Source organism: Stenotrophomonas sp. HMSC10F07, from assembly GCF_001807895.1.
In the GTDB taxonomy this organism is placed as follows: Bacteria; Pseudomonadota; Gammaproteobacteria; order Xanthomonadales; family Xanthomonadaceae; genus Stenotrophomonas; species Stenotrophomonas sepilia.
In genome coordinates, this window is the sequence record NZ_KV791353.1 from 1 (window position 1) to 13,995 (window position 13,995).

Here is a 13,995-nt window from a genome sequence, read left to right on the forward strand (position 1 = left end):
GGTGCTGAAGGCGCCGCCGCCACGGCCCCGCGTCCGCCGCGCCCGCCGCGCGCCGAAGGCGCACCGGAAGGTGCCGTGGAGGGTGAACACAAGCCACGCAAGCGCCGTCGTCGTCGCCATGGCCGTCCGGTCGAGGGTGCCGAGGGCGTGCAGGCCAACGCCGGCAACGGCGCGAGCCCGGTGACCCCGGTGCAGGTGGTGGCCAAGCCGGTGCGTACCGCCGCTGATACCGGCGATTCGTTCCTGACCCGCATCGGCCGCAAGATCCGCCGGATGCTGTCGGGCAACTGATCCTGTAGCACCCGACCGTTGGTCGGGTGGTTTCATGGGCGTGCCGGCCAGCGGCCGGCACTACCGATCCCGTGACCATCTCCACGCCGTCGCGCCGGTCCTGCATAATCGGGGCATGAGTGTCCTGCGCTTCGACAATGTCAGCAAACAGTACGCCGGTGGCCACGAGGCACTGACCGATGTCAGCTTCGAGGTCGCGCAGGGCGAGATGCTGTTCGTCACCGGCCATTCCGGTGCGGGCAAAAGTACGCTGCTCAAGTTGATCCACCTCGACGAGCGGCCCAGCCGTGGCGCGGTGGTGTTCGACGAGCGCAACCTGCTGAAGGTGCGCGGCGGCGACGTGCCGCGCCACCGACGCGCGGTGGGGGCGGTCTACCAGGACCACCGCCTGCTGATGGACCGCTCGATTGCCGAGAACGTGGCGCTGCCGCTGATCCTGCGTGGTACCCGCCGTGGCGACATCAACAAGCGCGTGCGTTCAGTGCTTGAGCGCATGGGCCTGGGCCATCGTGAGAAGGCACTGCCCTCGCAGTTGTCGGCCGGCGAGCAGCAGCGCGTCGGCATCGCCCGTGCCATCGTCGGCGAGCCCAAGCTGCTGGTGGCCGATGAGCCGACCGGCAATCTCGACCCGACCCTGGCAGCGGAGATCATGGCCCTGTTCGCCGAGCTGCCCTCGCGCGGCACCAGCGTGCTGGTGGTCAGCCACGACCTGCCGCTGCTGCGCCGCATGCGCAAGCGCGTATTGATCCTCGACCACGGCCGGCTGGTGGATGACATCTCGCCGCAGGACCTGGCGGAGTAACCGATGGCGAAGAACGAAAACAGCGAAGCCGCCGCCCCGTCGCGCGTGGGCGTCTGGTTCCAGCACCACGTGCACAGCGTGGTGTTCAGCCTGGGCCGCGCCTGCCGCAAGCCGTGGGCGACCCTGCTGACCGTGATGGTCATGGCGCTGGCCCTGGCGTTGCCGCTGGGGCTGTCGATCGCGCTGGACAACCTCAAGCAGTTCGCCGGCAGCGTGCAGCAGTCGCGCGACATCAACGTGTTCCTGAAGGGCAACATCGATGGTCCCGGTGCGCTTCGCCTGGCCGGCCAGCTGCGCGACCGCGATGACGTGGCCGAAGTGAATGTGCGCACACCCGAGCAGGGCCTGCAGGAACTGCGCGATGCCGGCCTCGGTGAGGCGATCGATGCGCTCAACGACAATCCGTTGCCCTCGCTGCTGGTGATCACCCCGGGCCAGGGCAAGGACGACGCACGCCTGGCACGCGCGCTGGAAAGCCTGCCCGAGGCCGATCTGGTGCAGCACGATGCGCTGTGGCGCCAGCGCCTGGACGCCTGGCTGGCGTTCGGTGCACGTCTGGTGCAGGTGCTGTCGGTGCTGCTCGGCGTGGGCGCCGCGCTGGTGGTCGGCAACACGGTGCGCCTTGACATCCAGGCCCGTCGCGAAGAGATCGGCGTGCTGCAGCTGCTCGGCGCGAGCGATGGCTTCATCCGCCGCCCGTTCCTGTACCTGGGCGCGTGGTACGGGCTGGGCGCCGGCGCAGTAGCGCTGGCCCTGATCGGCGCCGCCGGTGCCGCCCTGCGCGTGCCGCTGGCCGAACTCTCGCGCAGCTACGGCAGCCCGTTCGTGCTGCATGGCCTGGACCTGCTGCACGGCGGCCTGGTCCTGGTCGGCACGCTGCTGCTGGGCTGGCTGGGCGCCTGGCTGGTGACCGGCCACTTCCTCCGCCAGACCCGCCCGACCGACACCTGAGACCGGCATGCAACCGCAAGCGCTGAAGCACCTTGAAGGGCCCGCGACGCGGGTGATGGTGGTCGATGGTTCGAAGCTGGTCCGCAAGCTGATCGCCGATGTCCTGCAGCGTGACCTGCCGGGCGTGGAGGTGATCGGCTGCGACAGCATCGAGGATGCGCAGCAGGCGCTGGCGCAAGGCCCGGTGGACCTGGTGACGACCTCGCTGACCCTGCGCGATGGCGACGGCCTGGCGCTGGCGCGGATGGTGCGCGAAGCCGCCGGCCAGGCCTATGTGCCGGTGATCGTTGTGTCCGGCGATGCCCAGCAGCACCTGGAGCAGCGTCGCTTCACCGAGTACGTCACCGACTATTTCGACAAGGCGCTGGGCCATGAGGCACTGGCGACCTTCATCCGTGGCTATGTGCAGCCGCAGACCATCCCCGGCGCCACCATCCTCTACATCGAGGACAGCCGCGTGGTGGCCGAGGCCACCAAGCGCATGCTTGAGCGGCAGCAGCTGAACGTACTGCACGTGGTCAGCGCCGAAGAGGCATTCACCCTGCTCACTGCCGAGTCGCTGGGCCGCAGCCGCCACCGCATCGACCTGGTGCTGACCGATGTCACCCTGAAGGGCGAACTGAGCGGGCGCGACGTGGTGCAGCGCGTGCGCGTGGACTTCGGTTACGGCAAGCGCCGCCTGCCGGTGCTGGTGATGACCGGTGACGGCAACCCGCACAACCAGACCGGGCTGCTGCAGTCCGGTGCCAATGACCTGGTGCTCAAGCCGATCGAAGAGCGGCTGCTGGTCACCAAGGTGCTGTTCCAGCTGCGCCTGGCCCGATTGAACGATGGACCCCTGATTCGATGATGGATGAAGTAGCCGACACCCCGACGATCCAGCTGGAACCGAGCTGGAAGCAGCATGTCGGCGATTACCTGCTGCAGCCGCAGATGCGCGAGCTGTCCAGCTTCCTGCGCCAGCGCAAGGCCAGTGGCGCGGCGGTGTTCCCGCCCGGCCCGCAGATCTTCGCCGCGTTCGACGCCACGCCGTTCGAGCAGGTGAAGGTGGTGATCCTCGGGCAGGACCCGTACCACGGCCGCGGCCAGGCGCATGGCCTGAGTTTCTCGGTGCCGCCGGGCGTGCCGGTGCCGCCGTCGCTGCTGAACATCTACAAGGAGATCGAGAGCGATCTCGGCATCCCGCGCCCGGACCACGGCTGCCTGATTCCGTGGGCGCAACGTGGGGTGCTGCTGCTCAATGCCGTGCTGACGGTGGAAGAGGGCAAGGCTGGTGCCCACCAGGGACGTGGCTGGGAGGGCTTTACCGATCACGTGGTGGATGTGCTCAACCGCGAACGCGAAGGCCTGGTGTTCATGCTGTGGGGCGCCTATGCGCAGCAGAAGGGCAAGGTCATCGACACCCGTCGCCATCGCGTGCTGAAGTCGCCGCACCCGTCGCCGCTGTCGGCCCATCGTGGCTTTCTCGGCTGCCGGCATTTCTCGATGGCCAACGAGTACCTGCAGCGCCGCGGCCAGGCCCCGATCGACTGGTCACTGCCGCCGCGTTCGGCGCTCTGAGCACCGTCGGGCTGCTGGGCCTGAACACCGGGCAACGTCTCCGGGCCTGAATGGGTCTGCAGAACGGCCCGTTCAGCTCCGCTTGACTGAAATCGGCCGGTTTCTGCCAGGTAATTGCTTGAATTCCAAGGGATTGTGAATCCCGAAAAGCGTGCTCGCCACTGTCATCAAATCGCGCTACGGTAGGGCTCTGTTTGGGACCAGTGTTGCATCAATAGGATGCTGGAACTTTTTCCTCCTTTAGCAGTCCAAATCCCGGACTGCTAAGATGGGTGCCTATGAGCCAGAACACCTCTACTGCCCTTGTGGCAAACAATCTCCCGATTCCCAGTGCGCTCGGTTCGCTGGACGCCTACATCGGTGCCGTGCACCAGATCCCGGTGCTGTCGGTCGATGACGAACAGGACCTGGCCCGTCGCTTCCGCGACGGCAACGATCTGGACGCCGCCCGCGAGCTGGTGCATTCGCACCTGCGCTTCGTGGTGCACGTGGCCCGCGGCTACAACGGCTACGGCCTCGCGCTGGGTGACCTGATCCAGGAAGGCAACATCGGCCTGATGAAGGCGGTCAAGCGCTTCGACCCGGACATGGGCGTGCGCCTGGTCTCCTTCGCCGTGCACTGGATCCGTGCCGAAATGCACGAGTTCATCCTGAAGAACTGGCGCATCGTGAAGGTCGCCACCACCAAGGCGCAGCGCAAGCTGTTCTTCAACCTGCGCAAGTCGAAGACGCGCCTGGGCTGGATGAACGCGGCTGAAGTCAGCGCGGTGGCCAAGGACCTGAACGTGTCCGAGCGCGAGGTCATGGAAATGGAGTCGCGCCTGTCCGGTCGCGATATCGGTTTCGATGCGCCGACCGACGAGGACAACGAGCACGCCCCGCCGTCGCCGGCTGCGTTCCTGGTTGCCGATGACGAAGACCCGTCGATGGCCTACGAGCGCGAGGACAGCGAAGACAACCAGATGCAGCTGCTGCGCGAAGGCCTGGCCGAACTGGATGCGCGTTCGCGCGACATCATCCGCCGTCGCTGGCTGGATGCCGACAGCAAGGTGACGCTGCAGGAGCTGGCCGACGAGTACGGCGTGTCCGCCGAGCGCATCCGCCAGGTCGAGGCGAACGCGCTGAAGAAGATGAAGGCGCTGTTCACCGCGTAAGGCGGGATGGCGTTGAAGCTAGCAAAAGGCCCGGCATTGCCGGGCCTTTTCTTTTTGGTGGGGTTCTCATCCACGCATGGCGTGGATCTACCCAGTGTCAGTAGAGCCACGCCATGCGTGGCTGCGGCGCGGTCGTCACTCTTCGCGTGCGATCGCGCGCCAGCCGATGTCGGTGCGGTGGAACGCGTTGGCCCAGCTCACCTTGGCGACGCCGGCATAGGCATTGGCCTGCGCGTCGCGCACGCTGTCGCCCAGTGCCGCTACGCACAGCACGCGGCCGCCGGCACTGACCACCTGGCCCTGCGCATCCAATGCCGTACCGGCATGGAACACCTTGGCGCTGGCCGGCACGTCGCCGAGGCCGGAAATCACATCACCGGTGATCGGCGATTCCGGATACGGCCGGGCGGCCATCACTACGCCCAGCGACGGGCGCGGGTCCCAGTGCGCTTCCACCTGGTCCAGCCGGCCGTCGATGGCCGCTTCGACCAGTTCGACCAGATCGGACTGCAGGCGCAGCATCACCGGCTGGGTTTCCGGATCGCCGAAGCGCACGTTGAATTCGATCACCTTCGGCGCGCCGCTGGCATCGATCATCAGGCCGGCGTAGAGGAAACCGGTGAACGGGATGCCGTCGGCGATCATGCCCTGCACGGTCGGGTTCACCACTTCGCGCATCACGCGTGCATGCACCTCCGGGGTGACCACCGGGGCCGGCGAGTACGCGCCCATGCCACCCGTGTTGGGGCCGGTGTCGCCGTCGCCGACGCGCTTGTGGTCCTGCGAGGTGGCCATCGGCAGCGCATGCACGCCGTCCACCATCGAAATGAAGCTGGCTTCCTCGCCATCGAGGAATTCCTCGATCACCACGCGGGCGCCGGCATCGCCGAACGCGTTGCCGGAGAGCATGTCACGCACCGCGTCTTCGGCCTCGGCCAACGTCATTGCGACGATCACACCCTTGCCGGCGGCGAGGCCATCGGCCTTGACCACGATCGGTGCACCCTTCTCGCGGATGTAGGCCAGGGCAGCGTCCACGTCGGTGTGCACGGCATAGAACGCGGTGGGGATGTTGTGGCGGGCCAGGAAGTCCTTGGCGTAGGCCTTGCTGCCTTCCAGCTGCGCGGCGGCGGCGGTCGGCCCGAAGATGCGCAGGCCGGCGGCGCGGAAGCGGTCGACCACGCCGGCCACCAGCGGTACTTCCGGGCCGACCACGGTCAACGCCACGCCTTCAGCCTGGGCCAGCGCCAGCAGCCCGTCGATATCGGTCACCTTCACCGCCACGTTGCGGCACTTGTCTTCGCTGGCGGTACCGGCGTTGCCGGGCGCCACGATCACGTCGGTGACACGGGAGGACTGGGCCAGCTTCCATGCCAGGGCGTGTTCGCGGCCGCCGGAGCCGATGACGAGGATCTTCATGGGACAGGGTTCTCGGAAACGGAAAAGAAAAGCCGGGCAGGGCCCGGCTTGGTGATGCGGATCAGTGGCGGAAGTGGCGTACGCCGGTGAACACCATGGCCAGGCCATGTTCGTCGGCGGCGGCGATCACTTCGGCATCGCGCATCGAACCGCCCGGCTGGATGACCGCCTTGATGCCAGCGGCAGCGGCGGCATCGATGCCGTCGCGGAACGGGAAGAACGCATCGGAGGCCATCACCGAACCCTCGACCACCAGGTTCGCATCGGCGGCCTTGATGCCGGCGATGCGCGCCGAGTACACGCGGCTCATCTGGCCGGCGCCCACGCCGATGGTGCGATTGTCCTTGGCGTAGACGATCGCGTTGGACTTCACGAACTTGGCCACCTTCCAGGCAAACAGCAGGTCGGTGAACTGCTTGTCGGTCGGCGCCAGCTTGCTGACCACCTTCAGCTCGTCGCGGGTCATGCCGCGGTTGTCCGACGACTGCAGCAGCAGGCCCGAGCCGACGCGCTTGCTGTCGAAGTTGTTCAGGCCGTCGCCATGCGGGATGCGCAGCACGCGTACGTTGGCCTTCTTCTGCGCGTATTCCAGCGCGGCCGGCTCGTAGTCCGGGGCAATCAGCACTTCCACGAACTGGCGGTCCAGGATCACCTTGGCGGTGGCGGCGTCCAGCGGCTTGTTGAAGGCGATGATGCCGCCGAAGGCGCTGGTCGGGTCGGTGGCGTAGGCCAGCTCGTAGGCATCGCCGTTGCCGGCGCCGACGGCCACGCCGCACGGGTTGGCGTGCTTGACGATGACGCAGGCCGGCGCATCGAACTGGCGCACGCATTCCCACGCCGCATCGGCATCGGCCAGGTTGTTGTAGCTCAGCTCCTTGCCCTGCAGCTGCTGGAAGGTGGCCAGCGTGCCCGGCACCGGGTACAGGTCGCGGTAGAACGCGCCGCTCTGGTGCGGGTTCTCGCCGTAGCGCAGGTCCATCACCTTCACGAAGGTGGAGTTCATCTGCGCCGGGTATTCGGCACGGGCCGGCACGGCGGCGTCGGTGGCGGTGACCGCCGACAGGTAGTTGCTGATCGCCGCATCGTACTGGGCGACGCGGTTGAACGCGGCCACCGAGAACGCGAAGCGGGTGGCAGCCGTCAGCTGGCCGTTGTTGGCCTCCAGCGAGGCCAGCAGCTCGGGGTACTGCGACGGGTCGGTGGCCACTGCCACGCGGGCGAAGTTCTTGGCCGCCGAACGCAGCATGGCCGGGCCGCCGATGTCGATGTTCTCGACCGCGTCGGCCAGGGTGCACTCGGCCTTGGCGGTGACCGATTCGAACGGGTACAGGTTCAGCACCAGCAGGTCGATGGCGCCGATGCCGTGCTCGGCCATCACCGCGTCATCCAGGCCGGAGCGGCCCAGCAGGCCGCCGTGCACCATCGGGTGCAGGGTCTTGACCCGGCCGTCCATCATTTCCGGGAAACCGGTGACCTCGGCCACGTCCTTCACTGCCAGGCCCGCCTCGCGGATCGCCTTGGCGGTGCCGCCGGTGGACAGCAGCTCCACGCCGCGTGCCGCCAGCGCAGTGGCCAGCTCGACCAGACCGGTCTTGTCGGAAACGGAGAGGAGGGCCCGGCGGACGGGCAACAGATCAGCAGTCATGGGACAGAATCGGCAGCGGAGCGGGGCCGATATTGTAGGCGGTGGCGGCCGGTGGCGGGCGCTGGTGGTGGCAATCAACCCGCACCGATGGGCTGTGGCCGCCTTCAGCACCGTCTGGCCGGGGGCGGTCCGCAATCAATTCGATGGGGCACGCTGCCCCAATCGGGTAGGCTGTGCGGGAACTGCCAAGGATCAGCGGGTTCGGATCGTGTCGATCTATGCATTGAAAGGACGTTTTCAGGACCTCCTGCGTCCGGCCGTACGCGGCCTGTACCGCATGGGGATCACCGCCAATGCGGTGACCGTGGCCGCTGCCGTGGTCTCGCTGCTGGTGGCCGGCGCCGTCTGGTGCTGCGCGCCGGCCCAGCCATGGCTGTACCTGCTGCTGCCGCTGTGGATGCTGCTGCGCATGGCGCTCAACGCGGTGGACGGCATGCTGGCCCGCGAATTCGGCCAGCAGTCGCGGCTGGGTGCCTATCTGAACGAATTGTGCGATGTGATCGCCGATGCGGCGCTGTACCTGAGCCTGCTCAGCGTGCCGGGCGTGCGCCCGGAGGCGCTGTGGCTGTTGGCCTGGACCGCGGCGCTGAGCGAATACGCCGGCGTGCTGGGGCTGATGGTCGGCGCCAGCCGCCGCTATGACGGCCCGATGGGCAAAAGCGACCGCGCCTTCGTGATCGGTGCGCTGGGCCTGCTGCTGGCGTTTGAGTGGGTTGGCGCGATGACGATCACGGGGGTGGCCGCGGCCATGGCGGTGCTGTGCGTGCTGACGATGATCAACCGGGTCCGTCGCGGACTGCGGGAAACCGCAGTTTCGCCAAATTAATCAAGCAGATAGAAAAAGACAATCAGGAGATTGCATGCGTCAGGCGCAGGAGCGGGAATTCCACAGCTTCGACCAGGTACCGCTGTTCTACCGGTACTGGGCGGGCACCACAGCCACCCCGGCCACCCGGGCCATCGTGCTGCTGCACCGCGGGCACGAGCACTCCGTGCGTGTTACCCATCTGGTCGATGAGCTGGATCTGCCTGACACCGCCTTCTTCGCCTGGGATGCGCGCGGCAATGGCCGTTCGCCGGGCGCGCGTGGCGATGCACCGGGCTTTCCGGCGCTGGTGCGCGACCTGGACAGCTTCATCGCCCACATCGGCGCCGAGCATGGCATCGCGGTGGAAGACATCGTGGTGATCGCGCAGAGCGTGGGTGCCGTGGTCGCCGCCACCTGGGTGCACGACTACGCGCCGCGCCTGCGCGCGCTGGTGATGGCTTCGCCGGCGTTCAAGGTGAAGCTGTACGTGCCGTTCGCACGCCCGGGCCTGGCATTGATGCAGAAGCTGCGCGGCAACTTTTTCGTCAACAGCTACGTCAAGCCGCAATGGCTGACCCACGATCCGGCGCGGGTGGAAAGCTACCGCACCGATCCGCTGATCACCCGGCCGATCTCGGTGCGCGTGTTGCTGGGCCTGTATGAGGCGGCCGATCGCATCGTCGCCGATGCGCAGGCCATCAGCGTGCCGGTGCAGTTGCTGGTGTCCGGCTCGGACTTCGTCGTGCACCGTGGCCCGCAGGACCGCTTCTACGAACGCCTGTCCAGCCCGATCAAGGAGCGCGTGCATCTGCCGGGCTTCTTCCACGACACGCTGGGCGAGCGTGATCGGGCACCGGCACTGGCACGTATCCGCAGCTTCATCCAGGCGCGATTCGCCGAACCGTTGCGCGAGTTGTCGCGGCGCGATGCGCACCGCCATGGGCCGACATTTGAGGAGTCTGAAATCCTGGCCTGGCCGCCCGAGCGCAACAGCCTGGCCGACCTGCGCTGGCGCGTGGTGCGCGGTGGCCTGCGCTTTGGCGGCAGACTGTCCGAAGGCATTGCACTGGGCCTGCAGACCGGTTTCGATTCGGGCAGCACGCTGGACTACATCTATCGCGACGAAGCACGTGGCAAGGGCCCGTTGGGGCGCCTGGTCGACCGCAACTACCTGGATGCGATCGGCTGGCGCGGCATCCGCATTCGCGGTCGGCACCTGCAGGAACTGCTGCGCGATGCCGCCCAGCGCCTGCGCGGGCAGGGCATGCCGGTGCGCGTGCTGGACGTGGCCGCTGGCCATGGCCGTTATGTACTGGAAGCGCTGGGCCAGGGCGAGCAACGCGCCGAGCGCATCGTGCTGCGCGACTTCAGCGGTCTGAACGTGACCCAGGGCCAGGCGTTGATCGAGCGCCTCGGTGCGTCCGACATCGCCCGTTTCGAACAGGGCGATGCGTTCGATCCGGTGCAGCTGGCGCAGGTCGATCCGGCGCCGACGCTGGCGGTGGTATCGGGCCTGTACGAACTGTTCCCCGACAACGACGCCGTGCTGCGCTCGCTGCAGGGCATCGCCGCAACGGTGCCGATGGGTGGCTACCTGGCCTACACCGGCCAGCCCTGGCACCCGCAGCTGGAGTTCATCGCCCGCGCGCTGACCAGTCATCGTGGTGGCGCTGCTTGGGTGATGCGCCGCCGCACCCAGCAGGAAATGGATGAACTGGTGCGCCTGGCCGGGTTCGAGAAAGTGGCGCAGCGCATCGATGACTTCGGCATCTTCACTGTGTCGCTGGCACGCCGGACCGCGTGATGGCGACGCTGGCTGCAACTCCGCTTGCCACGGCGGGGCGCCCCTGGCGGCGCGCGCTGCTGTGGCTGGCCCTGCTGGGCCCGTTCTTCTTTGCCAGCTACGGCTTCGCCAACTGGATGGCCGGCCGCCACGCCGAACTGCCGGTGATGGCGTTCGGCTGGGAAACGCAGATTCCGTTCGTGCCATGGACGATCGTGCCGTACTGGTCGATCGACCTGTTCTACGCGGTCTCGTTCTTCCTGTGCCGGCAGCGCCTCGAACTGGACCGGCACGCATTGCGGCTGTTCAGTGCACAGCTGATCGCCGTGAGCTGCTTCCTGCTGTGGCCGCTGCGCTTCAGTTTCGAGCGGCCGGAGATCGGCGGCGTGTTCGGTTGGCTGTTCGATGTGCTGCTGGGTTTCGACAAGCCGTTCAACCAGGCGCCATCGCTGCACATCGTGCTGCTGATCGTGCTGTGGGTGAAGTTCGCGCAGTACCTGCACGGTGCCTGGCGCTGGGTACTGCATGTGTGGGCGCTGCTGATCGGCGTCTCGGTGTTGACCACGTTCCAGCATCATTTCATCGACATCCCGACCGGGCTGCTGGCCGGCTGGCTGTGCGTGTGGCTGTGGCCGGAGCAGGGCACGCCACCGCTGCGGGCCTGGCGCATCGCGCGGCATGCCAAGCGGTGGCGATTGGCTGCGCTGTACCTGCTGGCGGCCGCCGTGCTGCTGGTGCCGGTGGTCCTGCTGCGGGGTACGGCGTTGTGGCTGCTGTGGCCGGTGGTGTCGCTGGTGCTGGTGGCGCTGGCGTATGCCGCGCTGGGCACGGCGGTGTTCCAGAAGCGCGCCGAGGGTCGCCTGACCATGGCGGCACGCTGGCTGCTGGCACCGTACCTGGGCGCCGCCTGGGTCAACTCGCGGCTGTGGACACGGCGTGCGCCGCAGCCGGTGCCGGTGCTGGACGGCGTGTGGCTGGGCCGGATTCCCTGCACGGTATTGCCGGCACCTCTGGTGGGCGTGGTCGATGCCTGCGCCGAGCTGTCCTGCTGCGCGCCGGGTGCGGCGTATGGCAGCGTGCCGATGCTGGACCTGGTGGTGCCCACGCCGGAGCAGCTGCGCGAGGCCGCCGAGGCCATCGAGCGTCTGCGGCCGCAGGGGCCGCTGCTGGTGTGCTGTGCACTGGGCTATTCGCGCAGTGCCGCCAGCGTGGCGACGTGGCTGCTGCGCACGGGCCGTGCCGCGGAAGTCGGAGCGGCGGTCGCCATCGTGCGTGCGGCACGCCCCGGCATCGTGCTGGGCCCGGAGCATCTGCAAGCCATCACCGCAGCGGATGGAGTGCGCGCATGAGTGCCGTTCCCGATCTGGCGACCATGCAACTGCTGCTGCGCCAGGGACGCTGGCCCGCGCTGCTGTCGCTGGGGCTGCTGCTGGTGGCGCTGCTGCTGCTGGGCATCGAAGCGGGGGTGGCGATGATCGCCGCCGGGCTGTTGCTGCTCAGTGTGGGCGCTGGGCTCGTGCAGGCCTACCATGCATGGCGGGTCGGGCTGGACGCGAGCCTGCTGCAGCTGTTGCGCGATGAAGGCCTGGAAGGCGAAGCCGCTGCACGCCGTACCGACCAGTTGCTGCAGGACAGTGGCCTGCGCCGCACACCGGCCGATGCGCCGCTGCGCGGCTGGGACGTGCGTTGGGCCGGCATGCGCCGGCTGCTGCTGCGCCAGTACCTGCTGACGGCAGTGCAGGCCGCACTACTGGTACTGGCCGTAGTGTGGCCGCAGACGTGAACGGGAGGGACCGATGTTCGCCGAACTGATTGCACGCGCCTGCAGTGGCGCGATCCACGTGGTGACGGGCGCCCGTGCGCTGTGGATCGGCTGTGCGCCGTCCAGCGAGCGCCGCGTGTACTACGGCAACCACGCCAGCCATGGCGACTTCGTGCTGATCTGGTCGTCGATGCCGCCCGCGCTGCGGCGACAGGTACGCCCGGTGGCCGCCGCCGAATACTGGCAGCGCGACGGCCTGCGCCGCTACCTGATCGATGCGGTGTTCAACGGTGTACTGGTAGAGCGTGAGGCCGGGCATCGCCAGCAGGACCCGTTGCAGGTGCTGCGCGATGCGGTCGACGAAGAGTGCTCGCTGATCCTGTTCCCGGAAGGCACGCGCAATGTGGGCGATGAGCCGCTGCTGCCGTTCAAGAGCGGCATCTACCACCTGGCGCGGCAACGGCCGGAGCTGGAGTTCGTGCCGGTGTGGATCGACAACCTGAAGCGGGTGATGCCGAAGGGCCGGTTCCTGCCGCTGCCGCTGCTGTGCACGGCTACGTTCGGCACGCCGCTGCGGCTGCAGGCCGACGAGGACAAGGCTGCATTCCTGGCCCGCAGCCGGCAGGCGCTGCTGGACCTGGCGCCGAATGGAGGGCGCGCATGAGCTATCTGATGGACGTGTCCGGTGACCTGGCCGCGCGCAGCGTGGGCCAGCAGACCGGTCTGCTGTTTGCCGGCGTCGGCGCGGTGCTGGTGCTGGCCACGCTGGTGGCCGAGACCCTGCGCTGGCGGCAGCGTGGGCAGCCCAGTGCAGTCATCGCCAACCTGGTGTCGCGCATCCGCGCCTGGTGGGTGATGGCGATCGTGGTCGGGCTGGCGCTGTTCTTCGGTCGCGCCGGGGTGATCGTACTGTTTGCGATCATCTCGCTGTTCGCGCTGCGCGAGTTCATCACTCTGGCACCGACCCGCTCGGGCGACTACTACGCGCTGCTGGCCGCGTTCTACATCGTGCTGCCGTGGCAGTACTACCTGGTGTGGATCGACTGGTACGGCATGTACACGCTGCTGATTCCGGTCTACGCATTCCTGTTCCTGCCGATCCTGTCGACCATCGGTGGTGACACCACGCACTACCTGGAGCGCACCGCGAAGGTGCAGTGGGGGCTGATGATCTGCGTGTTCTGCATCTCGCACGTGCCGCTGCTGCTGAACCTGCACGTGCCTGGCCATGACCCGTCGCGCAACGTGCTGCTGTTCGCCTTCCTGGTGATCGTGGTGCAGTCCTCGGACGTGCTGCAGTACATCTGGGGCAAGCTGCTGGGCAGGCACCTGGTCGCGCCGAAGCTGTCGCCGTCGAAGACGGTGGAGGGCTTCGTGGGCGGCGTGCTGAGTGCCAGTGCGCTGGGTGCGGCACTGTGGTGGATCACCCCGTTCACGCCGCTGCAGGCGTTCGGCCTGTCGCTGCTGATCAACCTGATGGGGTTCTGGGGAGGGCTGGTGATGTCGGCGATCAAGCGCGACCGTGGCATCAAGGACTGGGGCCACATGATCGAGGGCCATGGCGGCATGCTCGACCGGCTGGATTCGGTGTGCTTCGCCGCGCCCGTGTTCTTCCATGTGGTGCGGTATTACTGGAAGGCGGGCGGGGGCGGGTGATCCTACCGGGCCTTCATCCACGCATGGCGTGGATCTACTGACGGGCGGGGGCGGTTGACTTTGCCGGGCTTCCATCCACATGGCGTGGATCCACCGGTAGTGCCGGCCGCTGGCCGGCAACTGCAACTTCCTGCCATCGTTCATGGGGTTGCCGGCCAGCGGCC

General features: G+C 67.7%; 14 protein-coding genes. 12 read left to right on the forward strand and 2 right to left on the reverse strand.

Annotated features, from left to right (window positions below; all coding sequences use genetic code 11):
- The 6 genes from rhlB to rpoH all read left to right on the forward strand — a co-directional run.
- Nucleotides 1-291, forward strand: a 291-nt coding sequence (rhlB, locus tag HMPREF3114_RS06230) for an ATP-dependent RNA helicase RhlB (protein ID WP_141750788.1), incomplete at its 5' end; no start/stop codon positions are given.
- Nucleotides 292-406: 115 nt separating this feature from the next.
- Nucleotides 407-1,093, forward strand: a complete 687-nt coding sequence (ftsE, locus tag HMPREF3114_RS06235) for a cell division ATP-binding protein FtsE (RefSeq protein WP_053498287.1) — start codon at nt 407-409, stop codon at nt 1,091-1,093.
- 3 nt (nt 1,094-1,096) lie between these two features.
- A complete protein-coding gene (gene ftsX / locus HMPREF3114_RS06240) occupies nt 1,097-2,044 on the forward strand; it encodes a permease-like cell division protein FtsX (RefSeq protein ID WP_005419726.1) in 948 nt (315 codons plus the stop codon).
- 7 nt (nt 2,045-2,051) lie between these two features.
- Nucleotides 2,052-2,894, forward strand: coding sequence for a response regulator (locus HMPREF3114_RS06245; protein ID WP_005411271.1), 843 nt, complete (start codon nt 2,052-2,054; stop codon nt 2,892-2,894).
- Nucleotides 2,891-3,604 carry a uracil-DNA glycosylase gene (gene ung, locus HMPREF3114_RS06250; protein WP_005419723.1) on the forward strand — a complete coding sequence of 238 codons (714 nt, stop codon included), beginning with the start codon at nt 2,891-2,893 and terminating at the stop codon, nt 3,602-3,604. The genes HMPREF3114_RS06245 and ung overlap by 4 nt, the downstream gene beginning before the upstream one ends.
- Before the next feature lie 278 nt (nt 3,605-3,882).
- Entirely contained in the window at nt 3,883-4,758 is an 876-nt protein-coding gene (gene rpoH, locus HMPREF3114_RS06255; RefSeq protein WP_005411269.1) for an RNA polymerase sigma factor RpoH, read from the forward strand.
- A 135-nt stretch (nt 4,759-4,893) separates the two neighbouring features.
- On the opposite strand, the gene purD is transcribed toward rpoH, so the two are convergent.
- Nucleotides 4,894-6,177 carry a phosphoribosylamine--glycine ligase gene (gene purD, locus HMPREF3114_RS06260; RefSeq protein WP_053498286.1) on the reverse strand — a complete coding sequence of 428 codons (1,284 nt, stop codon included), beginning with the start codon at nt 6,175-6,177 and terminating at the stop codon, nt 4,894-4,896.
- A 61-nt stretch (nt 6,178-6,238) separates the two neighbouring features.
- Nucleotides 6,239-7,822 carry a bifunctional phosphoribosylaminoimidazolecarboxamide formyltransferase/IMP cyclohydrolase gene (gene purH / locus HMPREF3114_RS06265; RefSeq protein ID WP_053498284.1) on the reverse strand — a complete coding sequence of 528 codons (1,584 nt, stop codon included), beginning with the start codon at nt 7,820-7,822 and terminating at the stop codon, nt 6,239-6,241.
- A 208-nt stretch (nt 7,823-8,030) separates the two neighbouring features.
- Between purH and HMPREF3114_RS06270 the strand changes: the two genes are divergently transcribed.
- From HMPREF3114_RS06270 to HMPREF3114_RS06295, 6 genes are read left to right on the forward strand one after another with little or no spacing between them, the layout of a single operon-like run.
- The gene (locus HMPREF3114_RS06270; protein WP_053498281.1) at nt 8,031-8,648 is read left to right on the forward strand and encodes a CDP-alcohol phosphatidyltransferase family protein; all 618 of its coding nucleotides are present in this window, start codon (nt 8,031-8,033) and stop codon (nt 8,646-8,648) included.
- Nucleotides 8,649-8,682: 34 nt separating this feature from the next.
- Entirely contained in the window at nt 8,683-10,434 is a 1,752-nt protein-coding gene (locus HMPREF3114_RS06275; RefSeq protein ID WP_053498279.1) for a bifunctional alpha/beta hydrolase/class I SAM-dependent methyltransferase, read from the forward strand.
- Nucleotides 10,434-11,762 carry a phosphatase PAP2/dual specificity phosphatase family protein gene (locus HMPREF3114_RS06280; RefSeq protein WP_053498277.1) on the forward strand — a complete coding sequence of 443 codons (1,329 nt, stop codon included), beginning with the start codon at nt 10,434-10,436 and terminating at the stop codon, nt 11,760-11,762. The genes HMPREF3114_RS06275 and HMPREF3114_RS06280 overlap by 1 nt, the downstream gene beginning before the upstream one ends.
- Nucleotides 11,759-12,196 (forward strand): hypothetical protein, encoded by a 438-nt coding sequence (locus HMPREF3114_RS06285; RefSeq protein WP_053498275.1) that lies wholly within the window; start codon nt 11,759-11,761, stop codon nt 12,194-12,196. The genes HMPREF3114_RS06280 and HMPREF3114_RS06285 overlap by 4 nt, the downstream gene beginning before the upstream one ends.
- A gap of 13 nt (nt 12,197-12,209) precedes the next feature.
- Nucleotides 12,210-12,839 carry a lysophospholipid acyltransferase family protein gene (locus HMPREF3114_RS06290; RefSeq protein ID WP_005419712.1) on the forward strand — a complete coding sequence of 210 codons (630 nt, stop codon included), beginning with the start codon at nt 12,210-12,212 and terminating at the stop codon, nt 12,837-12,839.
- On the forward strand, nt 12,836-13,831 hold the full coding sequence (locus HMPREF3114_RS06295; protein ID WP_005419709.1) for a phosphatidate cytidylyltransferase: 996 nt from the start codon (nt 12,836-12,838) through the stop codon (nt 13,829-13,831). The genes HMPREF3114_RS06290 and HMPREF3114_RS06295 overlap by 4 nt, the downstream gene beginning before the upstream one ends.
- Nucleotides 13,832-13,995 lie beyond the last annotated feature (164 nt).